The sequence below is a fragment of the Verrucomicrobiota bacterium genome, assembly GCA_016871495.1.
Taxonomy (GTDB): domain Bacteria; phylum Verrucomicrobiota; class Verrucomicrobiia; order Limisphaerales; family VHDF01; genus VHDF01.
The window spans coordinates 12,481-37,122 of record VHDF01000044.1 but is presented as its reverse complement, the minus strand read 5'-3'; the positions used below and the strand labels follow the sequence as shown (position 1 = coordinate 37,122).

The 24,642-nt window shown below is 61.0% G+C and carries 21 protein-coding genes and 1 tRNA gene; 11 read left to right on the top strand and 11 right to left on the bottom strand.

Annotated elements, in window-relative coordinates:
• From bioB to FJ404_11220, 4 genes are all read left to right on the top strand, one after another.
• Positions 1-702, top strand: a 702-nt coding sequence (gene bioB / locus FJ404_11235; GenBank protein ID MBM3823442.1) for a biotin synthase BioB, incomplete at its 5' end; no start/stop codon positions are given.
• The gene (locus FJ404_11230) at positions 699-1,496 is read left to right on the top strand and encodes a M14 family metallocarboxypeptidase (protein MBM3823441.1); all 798 of its coding nucleotides are present in this window, start codon (positions 699-701) and stop codon (positions 1,494-1,496) included. The genes bioB and FJ404_11230, both read left to right, overlap by 4 nt.
• Complete coding sequence (locus tag FJ404_11225) at positions 1,460-4,591, top strand: c-type cytochrome (GenBank protein ID MBM3823440.1); 3,132 nt, start codon at positions 1,460-1,462, stop codon at positions 4,589-4,591. The genes FJ404_11230 and FJ404_11225 overlap by 37 nt, the downstream gene beginning before the upstream one ends.
• Positions 4,592-4,633: 42 nt before the next feature.
• Complete coding sequence (locus FJ404_11220) at positions 4,634-6,133, top strand: hypothetical protein (GenBank protein MBM3823439.1); 1,500 nt, start codon at positions 4,634-4,636, stop codon at positions 6,131-6,133.
• Positions 6,134-6,219: 86 nt separating this feature from the next.
• Here the strand turns inward: FJ404_11220 and argS are convergent, their stop codons facing one another.
• The 5 genes from argS to FJ404_11195 form a co-directional block, all read right to left on the bottom strand.
• Complete coding sequence (gene argS / locus FJ404_11215; protein ID MBM3823438.1) at positions 6,220-8,019, bottom strand: arginine--tRNA ligase; 1,800 nt, start codon at positions 8,017-8,019, stop codon at positions 6,220-6,222.
• Between the two features lie 16 nt (positions 8,020-8,035).
• Positions 8,036-8,503, bottom strand: a complete 468-nt coding sequence (locus tag FJ404_11210) for a PTS sugar transporter subunit IIA (GenBank protein ID MBM3823437.1) — start codon at positions 8,501-8,503, stop codon at positions 8,036-8,038.
• Positions 8,504-8,544: 41 nt separating this feature from the next.
• Positions 8,545-8,763, bottom strand: a complete 219-nt coding sequence (locus tag FJ404_11205) for a hypothetical protein (GenBank protein ID MBM3823436.1) — start codon at positions 8,761-8,763, stop codon at positions 8,545-8,547.
• A gap of 157 nt (positions 8,764-8,920) precedes the next feature.
• Entirely contained in the window at positions 8,921-10,309 is a 1,389-nt protein-coding gene (locus FJ404_11200) for a Gfo/Idh/MocA family oxidoreductase (GenBank protein ID MBM3823435.1), read from the bottom strand.
• A 99-nt stretch (positions 10,310-10,408) separates the two neighbouring features.
• Entirely contained in the window at positions 10,409-11,752 is a 1,344-nt protein-coding gene (locus FJ404_11195) for a Gfo/Idh/MocA family oxidoreductase (protein ID MBM3823434.1), read from the bottom strand.
• 189 nt (positions 11,753-11,941) lie between these two features.
• On the opposite strand from FJ404_11195, the gene FJ404_11190 reads away from it, so the two are divergent.
• Positions 11,942-12,889: an SGNH/GDSL hydrolase family protein gene (locus FJ404_11190; protein MBM3823433.1), complete on the top strand. Its 948-nt coding sequence runs from the start codon at positions 11,942-11,944 to the stop codon at positions 12,887-12,889.
• Between the two features lie 6 nt (positions 12,890-12,895).
• Entirely contained in the window at positions 12,896-13,429 is a 534-nt protein-coding gene (locus FJ404_11185; protein MBM3823432.1) for a hypothetical protein, read from the top strand.
• Between the two features lie 107 nt (positions 13,430-13,536).
• On the opposite strand, the gene FJ404_11180 is transcribed toward FJ404_11185, so the two are convergent.
• The 5 genes from FJ404_11180 to FJ404_11160 are packed head-to-tail and all read right to left on the bottom strand — an operon-like array spanning position 13,537 to position 16,867.
• Positions 13,537-14,202 carry a leucyl/phenylalanyl-tRNA--protein transferase gene (locus FJ404_11180; GenBank protein ID MBM3823431.1) on the bottom strand — a complete coding sequence of 222 codons (666 nt, stop codon included), beginning with the start codon at positions 14,200-14,202 and terminating at the stop codon, positions 13,537-13,539.
• A gap of 16 nt (positions 14,203-14,218) precedes the next feature.
• A complete protein-coding gene (locus FJ404_11175) occupies positions 14,219-14,686 on the bottom strand; it encodes a hypothetical protein (GenBank protein MBM3823430.1) in 468 nt (155 codons plus the stop codon).
• Between the two features lie 5 nt (positions 14,687-14,691).
• The gene (gene clpS / locus FJ404_11170) at positions 14,692-15,003 is read right to left on the bottom strand and encodes an ATP-dependent Clp protease adapter ClpS (protein MBM3823429.1); all 312 of its coding nucleotides are present in this window, start codon (positions 15,001-15,003) and stop codon (positions 14,692-14,694) included.
• A gap of 33 nt (positions 15,004-15,036) precedes the next feature.
• Positions 15,037-15,786, bottom strand: coding sequence for a phospholipase (locus tag FJ404_11165; GenBank protein ID MBM3823428.1), 750 nt, complete (start codon positions 15,784-15,786; stop codon positions 15,037-15,039).
• A gap of 31 nt (positions 15,787-15,817) precedes the next feature.
• Positions 15,818-16,867 (bottom strand): galactose mutarotase, encoded by a 1,050-nt coding sequence (locus FJ404_11160; GenBank protein ID MBM3823427.1) that lies wholly within the window; start codon positions 16,865-16,867, stop codon positions 15,818-15,820.
• A gap of 235 nt (positions 16,868-17,102) precedes the next feature.
• Between FJ404_11160 and FJ404_11155 the strand changes: the two genes are divergently transcribed.
• The 4 genes from FJ404_11155 to FJ404_11140 all read left to right on the top strand — a co-directional run bounded on the left by FJ404_11155 (position 17,103) and on the right by FJ404_11140 (position 21,376).
• Positions 17,103-17,288: a hypothetical protein gene (locus FJ404_11155; protein MBM3823426.1), complete on the top strand. Its 186-nt coding sequence runs from the start codon at positions 17,103-17,105 to the stop codon at positions 17,286-17,288.
• Positions 17,289-17,381: 93 nt separating this feature from the next.
• Positions 17,382-18,632: an argininosuccinate synthase gene (locus FJ404_11150; GenBank protein ID MBM3823425.1), complete on the top strand. Its 1,251-nt coding sequence runs from the start codon at positions 17,382-17,384 to the stop codon at positions 18,630-18,632.
• Positions 18,633-18,669: 37 nt separating this feature from the next.
• A complete protein-coding gene (gene speA / locus FJ404_11145; GenBank protein ID MBM3823424.1) occupies positions 18,670-20,643 on the top strand; it encodes a biosynthetic arginine decarboxylase in 1,974 nt (657 codons plus the stop codon).
• 40 nt (positions 20,644-20,683) lie between these two features.
• On the top strand, positions 20,684-21,376 hold the full coding sequence (locus FJ404_11140; GenBank protein ID MBM3823423.1) for a hypothetical protein: 693 nt from the start codon (positions 20,684-20,686) through the stop codon (positions 21,374-21,376).
• 27 nt (positions 21,377-21,403) lie between these two features.
• Here FJ404_11140 and selD read toward each other — a convergent pair whose 3' ends face one another.
• Positions 21,404-23,638 carry a selenide, water dikinase SelD gene (gene selD, locus FJ404_11135; protein MBM3823422.1) on the bottom strand — a complete coding sequence of 745 codons (2,235 nt, stop codon included), beginning with the start codon at positions 23,636-23,638 and terminating at the stop codon, positions 21,404-21,406.
• A 611-nt stretch (positions 23,639-24,249) separates the two neighbouring features.
• Here selD and FJ404_11130 point away from each other — a divergent pair.
• Positions 24,250-24,324 (top strand) — tRNA-Glu (locus FJ404_11130).
• Positions 24,325-24,642 lie beyond the last annotated feature (318 nt).

Genomic DNA, 24,642 nt, shown 5'->3' with positions numbered 1-24,642 from the left:
CCGATGCTCGACGAAGTCTGCGCCCGCATCGAGGATCTGCGCCGGCAGGGGGCGGTTCGTCCGGACGCTTCGCTGGGATTGATCAAGAGTGCGAACGTGGCGAATCGCTTGAAGGCCGCTGGACTGGAATGCTACGGGCATAATTTGGAGAGTTCCCGGCGCTTTTTCCCCGAACAATGTTCGACGCATACCTACGACGAGCGGCTCGAAACCCTTCGCTTGTTGAAACAGGCGGGGATCAAGATTTGTTCCGGCGGGATCCTGGGCATGGGGGAAACGCGCGAGGATCGGGTGGATTTGGCGCTGGCCTTGCGGGAAGCGGGTGCTCACGTGGTGCCCATCAACATCCTGAATCGAATCCCGGGGACGCCTTTCGCGGATCTGCCGCCGCTGGAACCGATGGAGATTCTGAAGACCATTGCCGTCTTTCGATTCCTGCTTCCCCGGCAGGAAATCATGATCGCCGGCGGCCGCACCGTGAACCTGCGAGACATGCAGAGCATGGTGTTCATGGCCGGCGCCAGCGCGTTGATGGTGGGCAACTATCTGACGACTCTGAACCAGTCGGTGGAGAAAGACCTCAAGATGCTGCAGGATTTGGGGCTGGATCCAGACTGGGATCCGCGTGGATTCGACCAGCAGGAACAGGGAGGCGGCTGCGGGTGTGGGGAGGGCGCGGAAGCCTGTTCGGGCGGGCGATGAAACGGGTCGGCCTCAATCGGGGCGGGTATTTCGGTGAGCGGGTGGATGTGCATCAACTCCTTGGTTTGCTGCGGGAGCGAGCCTCCGATCGCGGCTGGAGGGTCGAAACGATCGCGCCCGAACCTGCGCCCGGCTTGTGGGCCTTGGTGAGAGGCACCGAGAGCGCGCCGCGCAAGATCTATATCTCGGCGGGGATCCATGGTGACGAACCCGCGGGATTGTTGGCCGCCGCTCGGCTGGTGGACGCCGATTTTTGGCCGGAGGAGGTCGGAGTCTGGCTCTGTCCTTGTTTGAATCCGTCGGGCTTTCCATTGAACCGGCGTGAGGCCAGCCATGGATTGGATTTAAACCGGCAGTATCTGCATCGCGAGGCACCGGAGACCCGGGCGCACATTGACTGGTTGGATCGGCAGCCGCGATTTGATCTGGCCGTATGCCTCCACGAGGACTGGGAAGCGAACGGCTTCTATCTCTACGAATTGGCGGAGACCCTTGCGGAGGGCTGGGCGGAGCACTTGATTGAACGGGCTGGATGTCATGTGCCGATCGATCTGGCGGAGGAAATCGAGGGGCGTCCGGCGAGCAGGGGCATCATCCGTCCGAGCACGGATCCGTTGTCGCGTCCGCAATGGCCGGAGGCCTTCTACCTGTTTTCGCGAAAGACTTCGCTTTGCTACACCCTGGAAGCTCCGTCTGATTTTGAGCTGGCCGCGAGGGTGAACGCCCTGTTGGGAGCCGTGCAAGGATTAGTGGAGAAATGGGCCTGCACACCGGCCGTTCTGCCCTCGACTTGATTCGACCCGTGGTTGGCAAACCGGTCGCGGGTTGGTATTCTCGGAGGGTGCATCTTCCCTGGGCTTTGGTTTGGTTCCTGATGGTTTGGTCGATGGGTGTGAGTTGGGGCGCTGGGGCGCCCGCAACGGCAGCCCAGCCTCCGCGTTCGAGCCAGACCTACACGGCGGCTTATGGCAAGACCGGGGAACAGCCGAAAGTGGATGCGTCCGAATTGCCCCGGATTCCTCCGGTGGCGGCGGACCGAGCCCTCGAGACTTTCTCCGTGAAGAAGGGTTTTCGGCTCGAATTGGCCGCGGCGGAACCGTTGGTCGCAGACCCGATTGCCATCGCGTTCGACGAAAACAGCCGCCTCTACGTCGTCGACATGATCGACTATTCGGAGCGACGGGAAGAGCAACCGCACTTGGGCCGAATCCAACTGCTGGAGGACTTGAACGCGGACGGCGTTTACGACCGCGCGACAACCTTCGCGTCGGATTTGCCCTGGCCCACGGGGGTGATTTGCTACGCGGGAGGCGTTTATGTTTTGGCGTCGCCCGATTTGCTTTACCTCAAGGATTCCGATGGGGATGGCAAAGCGGATGTGCGAAACGTCGTGTTCACCGGCTTCGGGGCGGGGCGGGACCGATTGAATGTGCAGGCTCTTCCGAACAGCCTTAATTGGGGGATCGACCAGCGCATTCACGGGGCGACGGGACCCAACGGAGCGATCCTGTCGAACCTGATGGTGCAAGGCCATGCGGTGGTTTCTTGCCAGGGCAGGGACTTTTCCTTTGATCCTCGCACCCTTCAGTTGCGGGCTGAAGCCGGAGGAGGACAATACGGTTTCAGTTTCGACAGCGGGGGCCGGAAATACGTGTGCAGCAATAGCGACCATCTTCAAGCGATGGTTTATGATCCGCTTGAAGTGGTGGAGCACGGCTCCTTTGCCATGCCCTCCCCCCGGGTCAGCATTGCGGTCGATGGGCCGGCGGCGGAAGTGTACCGGATCAGCCCGGATGAACCGTGGCGCGTGTTGCGCACGCGGTGGCGGGTTACCGGAGTGGTGCCGGGCATGGTCGAAGGCGGGGGCCGAGTTTCGGGTTATTTCACGGGCGCGACCGGAGGCACGATCTACCGGGGAGACGCCTATGGGCCGGACTTTGCGGATAATGCGTTCATCGGAGATGCCGGCGGAAATCTGGTGCATCGCAAGCGGGTCGAATTGACCGGGCTGGAACCGACCGCGCGACGTCCAGACGATGAGCAGCAATCGGAGTTCATCGCCTCGCGGGACATCTGGTTTCGTCCGGTGCAATTTGCGAACGCGCCGGACGGATGTCTTTACATTTGCGACATGTACCGGGAGGTCATTGAGCATCCCTGGTCCTTGCCGGAGAACATCAAACAACATTTGGATCTTAACAGCGGGAACGATCGGGGAAGAATTTATCGCGTGGCGCCTGAGAAGGGATTTCGGCGGGAGCCCGCCCGGTTGGCGCGGTTGACCACGCCGGAATTGGTGTCCCTGCTGGGACATCCCAACGGGTGGCATCGCGACACCGCATCGCGACTGCTTTACGAACGCCAAGATCCTGCGGCGAAAGCGGCGCTGGAAATTTTCCTGACCAAGGCTTCCAATTCCATCGGGCGGTTTTATGCGCTCCATGCCTTGGAAGGCATGGGGGAGCTTGGCTGGGGACATCTGGAGACGGCGGCCGGGGATGGAGACGCCGGAGTTCGGGAGCACGCGGTAAAGCTTGCCGGGCTTCGCCTCTCGAACCGGGATTCGGAGCCGCATCGAGGGGCCGCACTCCTCTCGCGCCTGGCTGGAGATCCTGACCTCGGCGTGCGCTTTCGAGTGGCGCTGGCGCTCGGTCGTTGGAATGGCGAAGGCCAGATCCAGGCCTTGGTGAACATCCTTCAACGCAGCCCTGAAGACCGTTGGATCCAGGCGGCGGTCCTTCAATCCACGGGCAAACGCGGTTTTCAACTGTTCCAGGACGCGCGCGGGTCCTCTGCGTCCGCCCTGAAATCCGGCCTCGGTTCGGTGCTGGGCGAGGCGCTGCGGATGGTGGGACAATTGAACGACCGTTCGGAGGTCGAGTCGGTCCTGGAGACGATTTCAACCCTGGACGACGCCTGGCCTCGCGTGGCCTGGGTGAGTGCGCTGGGCGCGGGATTGAAGAAGTCCGGGCGAACCTTGGATGAAGCGGATTCGAAGGGGGTGTTGTCCGGAATGTTTGCGAAGGCGGCCGAAATCGCTGGAGATGTTCATGCGCTTGAGGCGGCTCGGGTTCAGGCGGTGCAGTTGCTGGGAACGCGCGCGTTTGAAAAATCCGGGGAGGGGTTGTTGGCGCTGCTTCGCCCCGGGGTTCCGGAAGCGGTGCAGTGGGCTTCCGCGCAAGCTTTGGGTCGATATCCCGGCCTGGAAGCGACGCGAGGATTTTTGAAATCGTGGGGAAACTTGACTGCGCGCGCCAAATCGGAAGCCATGAAATCGATGCTGGCGCGTCCCGAGCGAGCCCAGGGGCTCCTCGCGGCCATCGAAGGGGGACAAGTGAAAGTCGCCGACCTGAACCGTTCGGATGTCGAGAACTTGCTCCAACACTCGGTGGTTTCGATACGGAGCCGGGCCGCCGTCCTTTTCGGAGCCGAAAAGCAGGGACCTCGGAGCGCGGAAGTGGACCGTTGGCGGCCGGCGTTGGGGTTGCCGGGCGTGGCGGGCCGCGGCGAGAAAATCTATGCGGAACGATGTGCCTCATGCCATCGAGCGCAGGGGAAGGGGTTTGCGTTGGGGCCCGACTTCGAAACGCTGCGTAACGCGGGATCCGAGAAGTTGCTGGTCAACATCCTCGATCCGAATCGCGAAGTGGCGCCCCAGTTCTCGTCCGTCTCCCTCGAGACGCAGGATGGTGAAAGCCACTCGGGGGTGGTGATCCATGAAACGGCGTCGGCGATCACGTTGCGGCAGGCCTTCGGCGCCGAGTTGGTCTTGGCACGGAGTTCGATTCGGCGGCAATCGCGGCAGGAACGTTCCATCATGCCGGAAGGTCTGGAGTCGGGCCTTTCGACCCAAGACATGGCGGACTTGCTCGCCTTCATGAACCAGTAATTTCTTATGAATCGTCGATCTGGAGTGGGATATTTCTGCGGGCTGGTTTTGGCTGCGATAGGGATTTTCTCCGCGCGAGCGCAGGAGACGTCTCAGCCGATCAAGGCGGGATTCTCGGAGCGAGACATCACACCGGATCTTGGCATGGAGGCGCCGGGCGGTTACGGCAAGAGCTATCATCGAAGTTTTCACGATGCCTGCAAGGTGCGGGCCGCGGTGTTCGATGACGGGCGGAAGAAGGTGGCCGTGGTTGGAATTGATCTGCTCTTCATCACCCGGCATCTCACGAAGCTGGCCCGGAACGAGATCCAAAGGCGTTGCGGCATTCCTGGTGATCACGTCCTTATCGGCGCTTCGCATTCCCATTCCTCGGGGCCCATGGGGATGAGCGAGCCGGGCGATTTTGATCAAGCCGAGCCCTGGGTGCGGGAATTGGCGGAAAACAAGACCATCATCTCCAATCCGGGGTACGACCAGCGATTACTGCGGCAAATCGCGGACGCCGTGGTCGAGGCTCACGACCATCGTGTGGACGCGAAAGTGGCGGCTGGGGTGGGGCACGAGGATAAAGTTTCCTTCAACCGGCGGTTGCGCATGAAAGGGGGGTTGACGTTTTCGCATCCGGGCGCGGGCAATCCCGAAGTGATCGGTTACGCGGGACCGATCGATCCTGAAGTGGGCGTGATCGGGGTGTGGGACTTGAAAGGTCGATGCCTGGGTGTGGTCGTGAATTTTGCCTGTCACGCCACCACAAGCCCCGGGGGCATCTCCGCCAGTTGGATCGGTTCGATGGAGGAAACCCTGCGGAAGGCCACGGGGGATGGGGCATTGCCGGTGGTGTTCTTGCAGGGCGCATCGGGCGACATCACCCAGGTGGACAATTTGACTCGTTTCCAGAATCCCGATGCGGAGGAGTGGTGGAGCATCGTCGGCGGGCGGGTGGGCGCGGAGGCCTACAAAACGCTGCTGCTCATCCGTCGCGGCGCCGGTCGAGTCATACCCCTCGACGCGCGGAGCAAGGTCTGGAAGTCACCCCGACGGCTGCCCACGGCGGAGAAGGTGAAGAAGGCGGTGGAACTGGTGAAGAGGGATCCAAAGGAGGTCGGTGAAACGGAATGGACCTTTGCCAAGGAAACTGTGCTCCTGGATGCCATGGCGAAGGCGCGGCCCGAAGTGGAGGTGGAAGTGCAAGCGATGCAGATCGGTCCAGTCGTTTTGGTCACGAACCCCGCTGAGTATTTTGTGCAATACGGCTTGGACATCAAGAAGGGGAGCAAGTTTCCCTTCACGTTTCCGGTGGAGCTGGCCAATGGAATCGTGGGCTATGTTCCGACCGAGGAAGCTTTTGGGGCTCAGGGTGGCGGTTATGAGACGCGCTTGACGGCCTACAGCAACCTGGAGGTTTCGGCTGGAAGAAAGATGGCCGAAGCGGGCATTGCCCTGGCTCGTGAAATGACGCCCGGCCCGGTTCCGATTCCCCCGCCGGCGCCTCCTTTTCGCGCACCGTGGTCTTATGGGAACCTCGCCCCGGAATTGAAGTGACGGTCCGCCAGGATTCCGAGCGCGAGTTGAATCTCGGAGATCTCCGACGAGTGGCGTTCAACTCTCACCCGGGGGACGGGCGGCCCTCACATGTGATCGAGCGTGCTGATGCCGAGGGTTTCAAGGCCCTGCTTCAACACTTGGCCTGAGAGGCGGCTGAGGGCGAGACGCGAATGACGTTCCGTCTCGGCGGCCTTGAGGACCGGGCAGTTCTCCCAGAATCGAGCCAGGAGTCCGGCCAGTTCGTAGAGGTAATTGCAGAGGTAATTGGGGCGGCATTCCTCGGCAGCGGCCTCCAGCACCAGCCCGTAATTGAGGAGAAGTCTGGCGAGAGCGATTTCCTCCGGAGCCTCGAGACGCAACGCTTCGAGGCTGGCTTCCGCTCCAGGCGTGGCGCCTGATTTGCGCAGGAGGCTGTGGATGCGGGCGCAGGCGTAGAGGAGGTAAACCGCCGTATTGCCGTTGAGGGCGAGCATTTTGTCCCAGCTAAAGAGGTAATCGCTCTGGCGGTTTGGCAGCAGGTCAGCGTACTTGATGGCGCCGATGGCGACCACGCGGGCGATATGGCGGCGGTCGGATTCCGTCCATTCCGGGTTCTTGGCGGTGACGACGGCGAGCGCTCGTTCCTCCGCTTCGTCGAGCAAGTCCTCGAGCCGGACGGTTTCACCCGACCGAGTTTTGAAGGGTTTACCATCCTCGGCTAAAATGGAGCCGAACCAGATGTGTTCCAGCCGGGTTCGATGAGCGGGTTGCCACCTGCGAAACGCGGCGAAGAGTTGGCGAAAGTGGAGTTGCTGGCGGCCATCCGTGACATAGAGAATTCGATGGGGCGACCAGGTTCTCTGGCGATAATCCAGGGTGGCCAGATCGGTGGTGGCGTAATTGGAGGCGCCATCGCTCTTACGGACGAGAAAGGGGTTGGGAAGCCATTCTCCGTCTCGTTGAATGAGGAAGGGGTCGTCTTTGGGAGGACACGTTCCGTCGGAGAACACGCAAACGGCGCCATCGCTTTGGCGGGCGACGCCGCGTTCGAGCATTTGGTTCACGACGCCCTGGAGTTGGGGATTGTAGAAACTTTCGCCCAGGGTATGATCGAATTGAATGCCCAGCCTTCCATAAACTCGATCGAACTGGTCCTGGGAAAGCCGGATCATTTCGCGCCAAATGGCCAGATTTTCGGGCTGGCCCTGTTGGAGGGCCACGAGTTCGCGGCGGGCTGCCTCCAGAACTTCGGGCTGAGATTCCGACGCCTGGTTGACGAGTTTGTAGAGCCGCTCCAATTCGGCGATTGGGTTCGTCTTGAGTGCGGAGGGGTCGAGGTATTGTTTCCAACCCACCAGGAGTTTTCCAAACTGGGTGCCCCAATCTCCGAGATGATTGTCGGTGATGACGCGGTGGCCGATAAGTCGGTTGAGGCGCGCCAAACAATCGCCAAGCACGGTGGAGCGAATGTGCCCGACATGCATGGGTTTGGCGACGTTGGGCGAGCTGAAGTCGATGACCAGAGTCTGCGGATGGCGAGCCGCCTCCAGGAGGGGGCGCGGGCCGGATCCTTCCGTTTGCAGGGCGCTCGTGAAGGTTTCCTTGCGGAGTCGAAAGTTGATGAATCCGGCGCCCGCAACTTCCACCGCTTCGCAAAGGTCCGAAAGGTCCAGGGAATTCTTCAGTTGCTCGGCCAAAGGGCGGGGGGCCGTTTTTCGGGCTTTGGCCAGCGCCATGATGGCGGAAACTTGGTAGTCGCCGTGTCGTGCGTCCGGGCAAGGCCGGACGGAAAACAGGGCGGGATCAGCCTCCGCAAAAAGACGCGATGCGGAGGCTTGCAAGCGTTCCTCAATGGCGCGATGGGGGAGCACAGGACGGGACGGTGGAAAGAGGCGGGGCGGAATCCGGCGGAAGAACCGGTCATTTCCGCGTGGATTGGGAATGAATCAGCCCCAGGATTTCATCGGCGCCCGGGCTTTCCTCGAGGGCTTGGCGGAAGTCGCGATGATGAAGCATTTTGGCGATGTTGGCCAAAGTGTGGAGATGCTTTTGGAACTGGCCGTGGGGGACGAGGAACAGCACCACCAGGTGGACGGGCTGATTGTCGAGTGCGTCGAAATTGACGCCTTTCTTGGATCGGCCGAACGCGCCCATGACTTCGGTGACCAGTTCGGTGGAGGCGTGCGGGATGCCGATGCCGAAGCCAATACCCGTGCTCATCGAGATTTCCCTTTTTTTAACGACGGAGGCGATGGCCTCGCGGTGCTCCAGCTTGATGCGACCGCACTCGACCAGACGGTCGATGAGTTCGTCGATGGCTTCCCAGCGACTGGAAGCCTTCAGGTCGTCGATGATGTGCTCTCGTTGAACGATGTCCGCGAGCGTCATAGTTCGGTTACAGGGGTGGGAATCTCGCCTGAACGTTTCTTTCAATTCAAGCGGGAACTCCCATCCATTTTGAGAGCGGTGCATCCGCAAGGGGTCGGGGCGCGCCGTTCACGGCGCTTCCGCTCGCGCCCATCGGCCGCGGCGATCTCCTCCCGCTCCATGGCCCAGCGCTTCCGAGGGGCGATGGCATGGGTGCGAAGCACGGTGAGGGTCTGAGCTTGGAAGCGATGCGACCCGGAATGGAAACGCCGCGGATTCATGGATCGAGAAACTGCTGCGGCCGATTCTTCGGAGCAATCCACGATCCGAACGCGGAGCCTTCAACGGTGTTCGCTGCCCTTGACTTCCGGAAGGCAAGCAAAAGGCCAACCGGGCGCACCCGTTGGCCTCGCTGCGGTGGATGGACGAAGGGCGGGCTCAGGCCTTCACCGGATATTCGGTCTTGGTGCAGATGCCGGGGAGGGGGATGGGATACTTTCCATCCTTGTCGGCCTGCAAAGGAGCCGGACTGTCCATGGTGAACTTATCCGCGCCCGGAGCATACTCATGCTCGGAGTTCAGGAAATCGTCGTAGGTCACTTCCTCGCCGGTGTGCGCGGACATGCGGCCCATGCTGGTCACAACGCTGGCTTCCACGCCGCGCTTGCACTCGTTGTAAGGCTTGTCGTTGCGAATTGCCGCCATGAGGTCTTCCCATTCGTTCGCGTAGGGACTGGTGTTGTCGTTGGACTGCCAGATCATCTTGGAGCGGTCGATGTTCTGGCCACGGTAAGTGCTCGAGGGACCACCACAATCCCCCTGCTTGGAAATCACGGCGAAGCCTTTGCTCCCGTGTGCGTAGCTCGAATAGATGTTCTTGCAGCCGAGAACGTGACGGCCGTCCATGTACATCTTCGTGCCATCCGCGAAGGTGTACTCGACGGAGTAGCTGTCGAAATTCTGATCGATCTTGTTTTCGCGGTAGTGGCGTCCGCCGATGCCCATCGCTTTCACGGGCCAGGCGCCTTTCATCATGCAAAGGTGGTCCACATGGTGAATGTAGAAATCGCTGTAGCAGCCGCCGCTGGCCCAGAGAAAGCTGTGAAACCGCTGAATCTGCCAGAGCAGTTCATTTGGCTGGCCCGGCCATTTGTCTGAATAGGCCGATCCCACGGGGCCGTGCATGCGGTATCCGCGCAAGTTGATGATGTCGCCGATCTCGCCGCCACGGATGCGTTTCTCGAGTTCCTGCAGGGCGCGGCTGTGGCGGGACATCAGGCCGACACCCACCTTGAGGTTCTTTTTGTCCGCTTCCTCGGAGAGCTTGAGCATGCGGCGCGACGTCGGACCATCCGCGGTCAGCGGCTTCTCCATGAACACATTCAAGCCCTTCTTGATCGCGTAATCCAATTGAACCCAGCGGAACGCGAGCGGGGTGGTCAGGATCACCACGTCACCAGGCTTCAATTGATCCATGGCATGGCGGTAGCCGTCGAAGCCGATGTGTTTCCGGTCATCGGACACATCGACTTGATTGGGATGCCGGCGTTGGATGGCGTCGTAGCTGGTCTTGAGCTTGCTGTTGAAAACGTCCGCCATGGCGACGAGTTTCACGGGGCCGAGCTGGCTGGTGCCCAACGCGTCTGAAGCCGCGCCGGTGCCGCGTCCACCGCAGCCCACGAGAGCCGCTTGCACGAGGCTGCTTCCCGCAGGATGAACATGGGGGAGGGCCACCCCCGCGAGGGCGGAGGCCGCGACGAATTTGCCGGACGTCTTGATGAACTCGCGTCGGGACGGGGATGGGGTTGGGGATTGGGATGGATTCATGCTATGATTTCGGGGCAGGAGGGTTCTCAGGTCAATGCAGAAATTGGAGCGCGGCGGTGGGTGGATTCGAGCGTTGATGGTGGGAGATGGCCGGGCATATTACAGGGTCCATCCGGCGCGATACTCGCGGTGCAGAAGAGCGCTCGCGGCGGTGGAATTGAGGATCTTTCCGCTCAAAGCGTCGAATTCCAACGGTCCCTCGACCAGGGTGGCGAGATTGGCGAGTTGGGCGAGTTCGGTGAGGGGCCCTCCGATTTCGAACGGCGAGAAGGTCTTGCCATTGCCTTTGCAGGCTTCCACCCATTCCCACTGATGGCCTTTGCTTCTGGGCAGGGATTCCGCGGGCCCTCCTTTGAAATCCTCGAACTTCTTTTCGGGCAGCAACACGTAATGCGCGTTCCAAGGGTTGTCCGAATAGAGCGAGCCTTTGGATCCCACGAGCAAATCTCCCCAATCGCCTCTTTTGTGGCCCAGCATCAGGTCTTCGGAGGGTTTTTCCTTCGCGTACCAGGTCATCTTGACCGGGGGAAGGGCTCCGCGAGCGGGAATCTCGATGAGCGTCTTGGAGCTGGTTGGATACCCTTCTCGATCCACCTCCGAGGGCCAGGATTGAACGCGGATGATGGAGCGGGCGCCCGCTTGGGCGGGATCCCAGAGTTCCTCCAACCGCAGCGCTCTGAACATGATGTTGGCCGTATGGCAGGCGAAGTCGCCGACGATGCCGCTGCCAAAGTCCCGCCAGGCGCGCCAGCTCGCCGGGGCGTAGGCGGAGTGATAAGGCCGCCACGGTGCGGGGCCGAGCCAAAGATCCCAGTTCAATCCGGCGGGTGCCGCCGGGGATTCCGCGGGACGCTTCATCGGGCCGTTGCCTCCGCCGAACCAGATGTGCGCTTCCCGCACCTCGCCGATCACGCCGCCCCAGACCAGCTCGACGGCCCGGCGCAAGCGCGATTCCGCCGAACCCTGATTTCCCATCTGCGTGACGACCTTGTGGCGCAGGGCGGCTTCCCGCATCACGCGAGATTCATGGACGGTGCGGGTGAGGGGTTTTTCGCAGTAGACATGTTTGCCGCGCCGCATCGCGGCCATGGCGGCGACGGCATGGGTGTGATCCGGTGTGGCGACGAGAACCGCGTCGATGCCTCTCTCCATCTCGTCGAACATTTTTCGAAAATCCTGGTAGCGCCTGGCGAAAGGATGTTTGGAAAAAATGTCACCCGCGCGCTGCTCATCGACGTCGCAAAGCGCCACGATGTTGTGTCCAAAACGATGGAATGCGTCGAGAATGCCGCGGCCTTGTCCGCCGACTCCGATGCCCGCGATGTTGAGTTTACTGTTGGCCTCGTAGGCGAAGGCCAGCTTGCTGTTTCGCAAAAGGAGGAGCCCGGCGCCGGAGTGAACGGCCCGCCGGAGGAAGCGGCGCCGGTTGAGGGTGGAATTCATAAGAGGAGTGGGAGTTGGGAATCTTCGATAGAAGAGTAGACGCGCTGTGGCACCCGAACAATTCAAACTTTAGCGCGAAGGGTGGCTTCCTTGCGTCACGAGCTCGGGACCGTGGATCGGCAGTTCTCTTCGACATTCGCCCGCGCCGATGGTATCGATGCTCCGCCGTTTGAACCCCTGTTGCTCCCCATGATCACGAGTGTCCGTCTGGTTTTTCTGTGTTGCGCTTGGACTGCCGTTTGGTCCGCAACCGCCCTGGCCGCCCCGTCTGCGGCGCCGTCTGCCCAGCGGCTGCTGTTTCTCGGGGACAGCATCACTTACGCCGGCCATTTCGTTGAAATCTTCGAAGCGTGGCTTCGCCTCCGGTATCCTGACTGGCGAGGTGAGGTGGCCAATGCAGGACTGCCCAGCGAAACGGTTTCGGGGTTATCCGAGGACGGCCACGCGGGAGGCCAGTTTCCCCGGCCTGATCTTCACGAGCGATTGACCAGGGTGTTGGACGCCGTGCGTCCGGATTGCGTGGTGGCTTGCTACGGGATGAACGATGGCATTTACCTGGATTGGGATGAACAGCGGTTTCAGCGGTTTCGCGCGGGCATCGAGAAGTTGCGCGAACAGGTTCGAAGCCGCGGCGCCCGGATGATCCATGTGACGCCGCCGACCTTTGATCCGCCTGCAGGCTCCAACAAGCCGTTCAACTATGATCGCGTTTTGGATCGCTATGCCGAATGGCTCGTGGGGCAGCGGACCCATGGCTGGGAGGTTATCGACCTGCACCGCCACATGGGCCGGCATTTGGAGGAACGGCGAAAGTCCAATCCCTCGTATCGCCTGGCTCCCGATGGAGTTCATCCGACGGAAGCCGGGCACTGGGTCATTGCCCAGCCATTGCTTCAGTTTTTTGGGGCGGCGGACAGAATTCTCGAGGTGGAGCGCCCCATGGATGTCCTTGGGGCTTACTCGCGTGGCGCTGAAGTGTTGGCGTTGGTCCAAGAGAAGCAGCGGTGGATGAAGGACTCTTGGTTGAGCCATGCGCGGCACTTGCGGCCTGGGATGAAGCGGGGAATCCCCTTGCCCGAGGCGTTGGCCAAAGCGGAGGAGCTCAACCGCCGGATTCAGGAGGCGCTGCCTTACTGAGCATTCATGTCGGCGCGATTTCGAGCGCGGTTCGGATCGGCTTGGACTTGGGTTCAGAACGTTTTGAGCTTGTGGGTCGTGGTGGCGGGGGTGGGGTGGGGAAGTCCGGGCCAAGTTCTGGTGGCGACGCTGGCGGGCTTAGCTTTGATTGGCGTCGGCGGGTTGCTCGGGTTGGCGGGAGTTCGATCCCTCGGGTCTCAGCGAACCACCGGCCCGGCGCTCCCTCCCGGAGCCATCCTGGTGACGCGTGGAAACTATGCACGGGTGAGGCATCCCCTTTACGGCGGCTTAATGCTGTCCACGCTGGGTTGGTCCATTTTTTGGGAAAGCCGATGCGCGTTGGGCGCGGCGTTGGTTTTGGCGGCGGTTTTGAAGCGCAAATCCATGCTGGAAGAAGCGCATCTGCGGGAGCGATTTGCGGATTACGCCGAGTATGCGGGACGCGTGCCGGGATTCTTTCCGAAATTCAACCTGAAGCCAGCAGTTCAGCGGCGTCGAGATGCGCCAAAGCTTGAGCGTCAAAAGTCCGACGAAAGTTGAGATGGATCCGCAGGGTGATCCATCGAATCTTGAGAAAGGCCTTTGCGGCTGAGATCTCGCGAGAGACCGATGCGGATCCATTGCCCTTTCCTGACTGAAGCCTGGCGCTACCAACGGTCAGAACGTGCGGCGGCTGGGGCGAGCAGGCGGAGGTAGGTTTCTCGCGGAATCGAGGTGGCTCCGAGGGCGAGGGTGGCGTGATTGACCACTTGCACGTCAAAAAGGTCGAAGTTCTTCTCTTGCAGAATCTCCACGAGTTTGACCAACGCAACTTTAGACGCGTTGTCGGCGCGATGGAACATGGATTCACCCGCGAACACCGAGCCAAAACTGACTCCATAAATGCCTCCGACCAGCCCGCCATCTTTCCAGCATTCCACGCTATGGGCGCGGCCCAGTTCATGGAGGTGGCTGTAGGCTTCGATGAATCCCTCAGAAATCCAGGTTCCTCCGCCGCTTGCGCGCGGACCGGCGCAAGCCTCCATCACTCTCCGAAAGGCGCGATCCACGGTGATTTCATACGGCTGGCGGCGCAGCGTGCGCGCCAGGCTGCGGGAGATGTGGAGTTTCGAAAACGGCAGGACGCCGCGGGGATTCGGCGACCACCAGGAAATGGGGTCCTCCGACCACGGGAAAATTCCGGAACGGTACGCGAGGAGCAAGCGTTCCGGGCGGAAATCGCCCCCGAGCGCGACGAGGCCGTCTTGGAAGCCGCTGCGCGAGGCATTTCGCGGATCGGGAAACCAAAGCTTCTCGCCGAGCCAGGGTACCATGGCGGGTTTCCCTTTCTCAATTCGAGTTCAAGGCGGTGAGGATCGCCGTCTCAAAAAAGCCGGAGGCTTGCATGTCGCGCCAGGAACCCAGTTGATCGAGGCTCCAACCTTTGAGGGGAAGATCGAGATGATCGGGCGACCCCAGCTTTTTCCAATGGCCCACCCGGATATCGTTGAATACGTGCAACAGCCATTCGAGGCGTTTCTCGCTGAGATCGAGGGTTACGTTCTTCTTCGTCGGCTTGGCCGGCCAGGCACCCTCGAGCCAGGCCCGCAATTCTTGACGGGATTCCTCGGACTGCTGGGCGAAGCTTTGGCGCAGGAGCGCTTCGGCTCCCTCGGAATCGGCGGTGTGTCCGGAGCCCGGAAGCGTCGGGGGACTGCCCACCACAGGGTAGCTGCGCAAGAGCCGGAGGAAAAGACTCGCCTCGCGCGGATCCAGTTCCCAGGAGCAGCCACCCGACGCCTTTCGACTCAGCTTCACAGGAATCAAGGACGGTCGCGTTCCATGGTGGCGTGCAGCCGGTAGCGGTGCAACTGATGGACGTAGTGCTCGGCGCGTTCCTGGGTTTCGCGCGTCAAAACGCTGCGACCTTCCCGATGCACTTGCAGCATGTGGAACTGCGCCTTCTGTTTCGGCCAGCCAAAAATCTCCTGAAAAACATGGGTGACATATTCCATGAAGTTCACGGGATCATTCCAGCAAATGACCAAGTATCCGGGATCCAGCTCCGACTTGGCCTGAGGATCCTTTTCCTGGGTTTCTTCCGGCGCCACTGCCAGGCCGTGCGTGTCAGGCATACGGACGCAATCTTGCCTGTTTCGGGTGATTTGTCACCTGCGGTGGGAAAAGAACCATTCGTAAAGGGCCGGATTGTCGTAAGTCTCGGTCCAGGAATCATGCTGCGCTTCGGGATAGACCGTCAGTTTCACGCGGGTGTTCCCCGCTTGGCGGACGGCTTCGACCATGCGCTCCGACTCGGAGAGAGGCACCACGGTATCTTTGGCGCCATGAAAAACCCAAATCGGCAGCGACTTGAACGGCTCGGTGCGGGAGCGGGACCCAAGCATGACATCGATGCGTTCGCCGCCTCCGCAAATCGGGGCGATTGCCGCGAAGCGGTCCGGGTGACGCAGACCGAGGCTCCAGGTGCCATAGCCCCCCATGCTCAATCCGGTGAGATAGACGCGGGACTTGTCCACACGCAGCGACGCCTCCACATGATTGAGCAACTGCCGCAAAGGCTCCGCATCCCATCGGCTGCCGGGCGGGCACTGAGGGGAAACCACGATGAACGGAAACTCGGGCTTGGTTCGGACGATTTTCGGCGGTCCATGAACGCTGGCGAGCCAGACGTTGGTTCCGTGTTCCCCGGCGCCGTGGAGGAACAAGATCAAAGGCCAGCGCCTGGCTGGATCTTCCGTGTAGCCCTTGGGCAAGAACTGCAAGTACCGGTAAGCATGAGTCTGGGAGACCGTGGTGGTAAAGGCATGATCCTTTTGAACACCATCCGGACCCGGAGTCTGCGCAAGCGGGGACAACGCGGCCGCAGTCCAGAGGGTGATTCCTGCAACAAGCTTCATGGGCCAGAGGTCGCCGGAGGCGGGTTGAACTTCACGACACCGTCGAGAATTTGTAAATCGTCGTGGTGCGATAAGTTTGCCCTGGCCGGAGCACGACCGATGGAAACGAGGGCTTGTTGATGGAATCCGGAAAGTGCTGAGTTTCAAGGCAGAATCCGCCATGACGTCCGTAAACGATTCCGCCGGTGCCGGTGAGCGAACCGTCGAGGTGATTGCCGGTGTAGAGTTGAATGCCCGGTTCGGTGGTCAGGACCTCCAGGACGCGGCCGGTCTTGGGCTCGGTGACCACCGCTGCTTTCCCGAGGGATTTGCCCCCGTGATTGAGCACGAAATTGTGATCGTATCCGGGAGGAGTGAGGCCCGTTTGGGTGTGCCGGGCGCCCAGCGAGGCGCGTCGGGTAAAGTCGATGGGAGTGCCTCGGACCGATGCCAGCGTGCCGGTGGGAATGAGGGTGTCATCCGTGGGCGTGTAACGGTCGGCCATCAATTGCAGTTCGTGGCCCAGGACGTCGCCTCGTTCCGCAAGGTTGAAGTAACTGTGGTTGGTGAGGTTGACCGGAGTGGCCTTGTCGGTCGTGGCCTCGTAGTCCATGCGGATCTCCTGGTCGTCCGTCAGGGCATAAGTCACCTTCATGGAGAGATTGCCGGGGTAGCCTTCGTCACCATCGGGGCTGGTGTAGCTGAAGCGGACGGAAGCGCGGCCATGCGCGATGAGGATGCCGGAGGATTTCCAGAGCTTTTTATCGAAGCCCTTGAGGCCGCCGTGAAGATGATTCGGCCCGTTGTTGACGGCGAGTTGGTAGGACTTGCCGTCCAGCGTGAAGGCGCCCTTGGCGATTCGATTGGCGACGCGCCCGGCGATGCACCCGAAATACGGGTGCCCGGCGAGGTAGGGGCCGAGGGTTCCAAATCCCAAGGCCACGTTGCCAAGACGGCCCTGGCGGTCCGGCACATGAATCTCGGTGATGATCAAGCCGTAATCGGTCACTTTAACCACCATGCCGTTGGAGTTGCGCAGGGTGTAAAGACGGGCGGTTGTGTTGTCCGGAAGTTGGCCGAAGACTGCTTCATCGATTTTCATGGGCTGATTTCCGTGAGGAGTCCGCTTGGCCATCGAGGTCGAGCAACCCGAAGACCAAGCCAGGGCGCCCCCCAGCGTGGCGGTGGAACAGGCTTTGAAAAATTTCCGGCGATTCGTTTCGGATGGGTGCATAGAAATTCGATGGGCTTGCATGCGGAACGAGCGGAATGTAGGCACGACCCGTGGAAGAAGGCAATCCACCTTCGAAGGGGCTGCGGGCGTGCGGTGCATCCCGATGTTGCCGGTGATGCAGGTAGGGCGCGTCCGTCCCGGCGCGCCGCCGGAGCATGATGTTTTGCATCCCGTGGGCGGCGGGCTGGGACAGGCCCGCCCTACCAACAACATCGGGATACACGGGCGGGCGTGGCGCCCGAACGAGGTTCCGTTCTCCGGCCCGCTTGGGGCCGGCGGCGCACGTTGAACCAGCCGGGGTTGGGGCGACGGGGCGTCGTAAAATCTTCTTCCCACGCCGCCTTGGTTGTCGTTTAGTCGCCCCCGCCCAAAGGGCATTCGCATCGCATTCATGAAAATCGTTCTCGCGTATTCCGGCGGACTCGACACCTCCGTTCTCCTCTCCTGGATCAAAGAAACCTACGACGCGGAAATGATCGCCTTCTGCGCGAACATCGGACAGGAGGACGAATTGAAGGGATTGAACGCCAAAGCTCGCAAGACGGGCGCTTCCAAGATTTATGTGGACGATTTGCAGGAGGAATTTGCGAAGGATTTCATTTTCCCGATGATTCGCGCGGGCGCCATTTACGAGGGCCAGTATTTTCTCGGCACGTCCATCGCCCGGCCTTTGATCGCCAAGCGCATGATTGAAATTGCCCGGAAGGAGAAAGCTCAGGCGATCGGCCACGGGGCGACCGGCAAGGGAAACGATCAAGTGCGATTCGAACTGACGGCGGCCGCGCTGGCGCCTGATCTTCAGATCATCGCTCCCTGGCGCGAGGAGCGGTTTCGGAAGCAATTCCCGGGACGCACCGAGATGATCCGCTACTGCGAGGAGAAAAAAATCCCGGTCCAGGCCAGCGCGAAGAAGCCCTACTCCATGGACCGCAACCTCCTCCACATTTCATTCGAGGCGGGTGTGCTGGAGGATCCTTGGATGGATGCTTTCGCGCCGGCCAACAAGGACATGTTCAAGCTCTCGGTTTCCCCGGAGGAAGCGCCTGAGAAACCCGAGTATGTCACGCTTGATTTCGAGCGCGGTGACTGCGTGGCCGTCAATGGGCGGAAATGGAACCCCCTCGGAGTGATGAAGGTCCTCAACGCCCTGGGTGGCAAGCACGGCGTGGGGCGGGTGGACATGGTTGAGAACCGGTTCGTGGGGATGAAGAGCCGGGGTGTGTATGAAACGCCGGGCGGGGCCATCCTCCATTTTGCCCATCGCCAGGTGGAATCCCTGACCATGGACCGCGAGGTGATGCATTTGCGCGACTCGCTGATCCCGCGCTACGCCGAGTTGGTTTACTACGGATTCTGGTACGCGCCGGAACGGCTTGCCTTGCAAGCCCTCGTTGAGGAATCGCAAAAAAATGTTTCGGGCACGGTCCGGGTGAAGCTTTACAAGGGAGGTCTTTACGTGGCGGGTCGCCGTTCGAAGGTCAGCCTTTACAACCCGCACATCGCCACCATGGAGGCGGACCCTGGCAAGGCCTACAATCAGGACGACGCCACCGGCTTCATCCGGTTGAACGGGCTCCGGTTGCGGGTGAATTCGGCAGTGAACGGGGCCAGAAATCTGGGAGCCGAACGTTGAGGGCCGGACACGCCCAACTCGCCATGCAGAAATCGACATGAGTGATGCCTCCGAGAACACTCCGCCGTGGGATCTTGCGGCGGCTCGCGCCACCTATAACATCGACCGTTGGGGCGCGAAGTATTTCGACATCAATGACGAGGGCCATGTGGTGGCCCTGCCCCTGCAGGACGCGGGCACTCAAGTCGATCTGACCGACGTCGTGGAGGAAGCGCGCGCCCGCGGGCTCAAGTTTCCGGTGCTCATCCGGTTTCAGGACATTCTGCGGCACCGGGTGGAATCGTTGAACCAAGCCTTTCGCACGTCCATCGCGGAGTTCAATTATCAAGGGCAATACCGCGGTGTGTTCCCGATCAAAGTCAATCAACTGCGGGAGGTGGTGGAGGAAATTCTGGACGCCGGAAAGCCGTTTCAATTCGGACTCGAGGTGGGCAGCAAGCCGGAATTGTTTGCCGGTCTGGCACTGCAAGACCAGCCGGGCGGCCTGATCATTTGCAACGGCTACAAGGACGCCGCGTTCGTCCGCATGGCGTTGATGGGGATCAAGCTGGGGAAGAAGGTGATCATGGTGGTGGAGAAGTTGGAGGAATTGCGCCAGATCATCGGGGTTTCCCGTCAGATGGGTGTGGAACCGCTCATCGGCATTCGGGCGCGCCTGGCCAGCAAAGGCGCCGGGAAATGGGCCGAAAGCGGCGGCGAGAACGCAAAATTTGGACTCAGTACGGTCGAGCTTCTGGCCGCCACCGATCTTCTCAAGAAGGAAGAGCTGACCCACTGTTTCAAGCTCGTCCATTTCCACATCGGCTCGCAGGTGCCGGACATCTTGACGGTCAAGAAGGCCGTGCAGGAGGCCTCCCGGTTTTACGCCAAACTCCACAAGATGGGGTTTCCCATCGAGTATGTGGACGTGGGCGGGGGGCTGGGGGTGGATTATGACGGCAGCCGCTCCGCGTTTGACAGTTCCACGAATTATTCCCTGCAGGAATACACCAACGACATCGTCTATTACATCGGAGACATCTGCAACGCCGAGAAGGTGCCGCATCCCGACATCATCAGCGAGAGCGGCCGGGCCATCGTGGCGCATCACAGTGTGTTGATCGTGGAAGTCTTCGGCGCCATCGAGAAGTCCCGGCCCGTCGAGCTCCTGACCTACGGGGAAAACGAGCATCCACTCGTCCGGGAGTTGTTGGATATTCTCAAGAACCTTGGCAAGCTCAACAAGCTCGAGGCTTACCACGACGCGTTGGAGCGGAAAGAAGACGCCCACAACATGTTCACGCTGGGCCTCATGGATTTGCCTGAGAAAGCCAAGATCGAGGATCTCTACTGGCGCATCGGATGCGACGTGGTGCGCAGCTTCAAGGGGCAGGCCTATGTGCCCCAGGAAATCCGCAAGCTGGAGGAGAGCCTGGGAGATCAATACTTGTGCAATTTCTCGGTCTTTCAGTCCCTCCTGGATCACTGGGCGCTCGGGCAGTTGTTCCCGATCATGCCGATCAACCAGCTCGACCAGCGCCCCACGCGCGAGGGCACCCTGGTCGATATCACCTGCGATTCGGACGGACAGATCAACAAATTCATCGACCTTCGCGACGTGCGCAGCACGCTGCCGCTCCATCCTCTGCCTCCTTCAGCCTCCAACGGTGCGGGGGAAAACGGCACCCCAGGAGGCGCGGCGACGGAGCCTTATCATCTCGGTTTCTTCCTGATGGGAGCCTACCAGGACATCATGGGTGACCTGCACAACTTGTTCGGACGCGTGAACGAGGTCCACGTGTTTCTCGATCCGGACGAACCGGCCGGATATTACATCGAGGAAATCATCGAGGGAAACACGATCGCGCAAGCCCTGGCGGCGGTGCAATACGATGAAAACGAATTGAAGCGCCGCATGAAATTGCAGTTCGACGCCGCCATCAAAGCGGACAAGCTCAAACCCTCCGATGGCATGCGCTTGCTCGATGAGTATGAGCGCGGACTGAAGGAATACACTTACCTCGCCATTTAGCGATTCGCGACCGGCCCGCGCGAGTCCGCGAACCGCCTGCATGTCTCAAACCGATCGCCTGGAATTCCCGGCCGCCCCCCGCGAGGCCGTGATGCAGTCCCTCCGCGAACTCGTCCGCGGACTCTCCGGGCTTTTCTGGGGGCTGCCGATCGCGATCCTGCTGGGAGCGCGCACCACGTTGAGCGACTGGCTGCGCCCGCTCGGCATGGTGCCCTCGGTGCTCGCGGCGGCGTGGCTCTGGTTCGCGCTCATCCGCCTGGGCAAATTTCAGTCTCAGGACCGAGGGTGGGGTCTGTTGCTGGCGCGGGCCAAAGTGCTCGCATTCGTCAATCTGGGTTTGAGCCCGTTCCTGCATTGGTGGAGCCGCGTCCCGCAAAATGAATTCTTCGGTTATTCGGTCCTCCTGCTGCTGGTTTGCGGACTTCTTTTTCTCGTCACCCTCAACCACGCCATGGCCAGGCTGGCGGGGTTGCTTCCCGACGAGACCCTCCGCATCGAAACGCAATTTTTCGCGACGCTGAACTCGTATTTGCTCGGTGTTCTGACCGTGATGATGGCCCTCTACGCGTTGCTGTCCGCGAGCGGATCCTGGCCGGTCCTGCTGGCCGCGATCGATCGAGTGCGCGAATGGCTTGCTCTTTTCCTCGTGTTGCTTCCGGTGGCGTTGACGATGACCATGGTGTGGAAAATCAAGGAGATCGTCCTCGCCGGGGTGTTTGGGTCGGATCGCTGAAGCGGGTTCCTGCCCGAAGGTCGAGCGTCATCGCACCACCAGCCTTCCGATTCCAGACGCACCCTCGCTGGCGACCTCGCCGATGTCCCGAGCCTCCCGGTAGCCTTCGCGTTGGAGTTGATCCAGGCAGGCCTGAGCGTTCAAGGGCGGCACTGAAGCGATGAGCCCCCCCGAGGTTTGCGGGTCGAACAGAAGGGGAAACATGGGTTCCTGCCTGACCGCTTCGAGGTTTTGAATCACCTCGGCTTGCCGCAGGTTTTCCGGGAACAGTGTGCTGGCGATTCCCCTCCGCGAGCTGTCCAATGCCCCCAAGAGCAAAGGAATACTTTGCAGGTGGATCTCCAATGTCACTCGGGACGCGACTGCCATCTCGCGCAGATGTCCTGCGAGCCCGAATCCCGTGATGTCCGTGCAGGCGGTTGCGCTGTGTTCGAGAAAAATGCGGGAAGCGTCCCGATTAGAAACCAACATCACCGCAATCGCCGCGTCGATCCAATGCGGATGGGCCTTGCCCCGCATGGACGCAGCCATCACTACGCCCGTGCCAATCGGCTTGGTGAGGATCAACCGATCTCCTGGGCGCATGCCTCCCTTCTTCAACAACCGGTGGGGAGAAGCCTCGCCATTGACGGCCAGACCGAAGGACAGTTCGATTCCCTCGGAAGTGTGGCCGCCGAGGAGCTTGGTGCTGTTTTGCCCGAGGGTTGCGAGGGCGCCTGCCAAGACTTGGTAAAGCTGCTCCTCCACGGGTCGCGTTCGGCCAGGAGGGAGGGTAATGATGGCCAGCACCGAGCGGGGTTCCGCGCCCATGGCAAAAATGTCACCGAGCGCGTGGAGAGCCGCGATGCGTCCGAACAGGTAGGGGTCATCCAAAAAGTTCCGGAAATAATCCACCGTTTGCACGAGTGCCGAGGAGGACGGCCAAAGGATCACCGCCGCATCGTCCGGTTCATCGAGTCCCGGCATCGCACCGGGCGCGGCTGAGGCGCGGAGTCGTGCCAAAACCCGATCGAGTATTTGGGGGCCGATCTTGGCGCCGCATCCACCACAACGCATCGAAGGCGCGCTGCCGGATTGGAGGGCGGGCGGCGCCGCGTTCATGGATTCGACGGGTTCGTATTGCGCCATCCATGCGCGGTCGATGTGGTCCTTGAGTTTCCAGACCCACTCCCCTTCGAACGACCAAGGACCTCGCGAACCGACGGCCTGGCGGTCACCGGTGCTGATGAGACTGAGAAACTGCTGCTGAGGAACGTAAGGCCGCAGCGGGAGCTGATCCAAAGCCCGCCGCAAGTTGGCCGCCAGGGGACGTCCCTGGCGCACCGCAAACACCCCGGACTTGGGCCGGGGGGACCCCATCATCGCGGCGACATCACCCGCCGCAAACACGTCGGGGTGCGACGTGGATTGGAGGAAGGGGTTGACGGCGATGAAGCCTTGCTCGTCGGTGGCCAACCCCGAATCGCGGATCCAATCCGGCGCCGAGGCCTGGGTTACCCAGATGGTGGCATTCGTTTCCACGCGGCGTCCACCCTCGCAAAGCAGGAACTGCGGCGTGACCTCGAGGACACGATGCCCGGCGAACCAAGTGATCCCGAGGTTGTTGAACCACCGTTCGAACCGGGTTTGGACCCGCCGGTTGTGGGTGGGCAGGAGGGACGCGGATGCCGTGATCAATTGAAAATGAAGGGGGGCTGTGGAGCGTCCCAATTCCGCAGACCTCGACAACAGCCGGTGCCGCATGGAGAGCAAGAGTTCAACACCGCCGGCTCCGCCTCCCACCACGGTGAGGGTCCTGGGGGATTCCGGACCTTGGGTCCAGTCCGATTGGAGTCGCTCCCAACGGTGCAGGAATTCTCTGACCGGTTTGGCGGGGATGGCGTGCTCCACGGCGCCCGGCACCGACTGCATGGACGGCGTGGATCCGGTGTTGATGGAAATCAGATCGTAAGCCGCGGGCGGTCGTTCTCGGAGGAGCAGGTGGTGAGCGGAAGGATCGAGTCCTGCGATTTCGGCCTGATAGAATTGAGCGCCGGCCTGCCGGCAGAGCGAACGCAAATCGAGATGAATCTCATCAAGGCTGTAATGGCCTGCAATTAGTCCGGGCAGCATGCCCGAGTAGGCTGTGGTCGATTCCTTGGAAACCAAGGTGATGCGAAGCCCGGGCACAGGACGCATCGCGAACGACTTGAGCACGGCGACATGGGCATGGCCCCCTCCAGCCAGGATCAGGTCCTTCTCCACGACGGATGCAAACCGCATGGCGCCGATGATGCGAGGCGGAAGACGGTCCATTCAACCTTGAAAGGGAGGAATGGTGCGGCAACGTCGGCGGGCTTGAAGGTTCTCAACAAGTGGCATGGGCCGAAAGAAACGAAAGATGAAGGAAGAACTTCTCCACGCATGAGATCACGGATTCCGCATCCATGTTTTTCGGTCTCCGTGAGATCCCTTGCTTTCCCAGTCGCTCGGCACTGACCCATTGCGGCTCGGACCGCGGCGTTCACGCCGCTTCAGCGTGGAAGATCGAGAATGCCGGGTCATACCCCGTGCTTGGTGTTGTTCCACGTCGAAGCGGGCTGAAGCTCGCGCGCCGGTTGCGATGGTTCTCACGGAGGCACAGAGACACTGAGGCACGGAATCCCGGTCACGAATCAAGATCAGGATCACACCCTCGCTCCTGCCTTTCCCTCCGCTTCGAGGTCAGGTTGTCTGAGCCTAGTGACGGCTCGTGGTTTTACCGGCTTCGACGACCGTGATCCATCCATGGCAATCCGCATTTCTGGCGCTCGCACAGAGGCGTCGGAAGGTCAGGAGTTGCATTGGTGCATTGACAGCCGGGGGGGGCTCCGTAAAATTCGATGCTCTCGGGCGGCGCGTTCGTCTATCAGTTAGGACACGGCCCTCTCAAGGCTGAAAGACGGGTGCGATTCCCGTACGCGCTACCAAACTGCTCCGGGCTCCATAAACTCAGACATGCTGACCCCAAGCGGGGGATGCGGGACGGATGCAGAAGGGATGTGAGATCAGAGTGACGTGAAGCGGCTCAGTCGCAAGCCCGAGGCTTGCCAGCTTGGAGTCGGTGGTTGAGAAGCGCAGCGACGATACCGCCGGGTCACCTTGAGACCACCAACCTCCGCATCGGTCTCTCGCAAGATCTGAGATTCGAAGCCTTTGCTCAAGTTTCGATGGATCCCCCTGCGGATCCACCTCAGATTTCGGCAGGCCTTTGCCGTTCGTGCTTTTGCGCAGCTCGACGCTGCGCG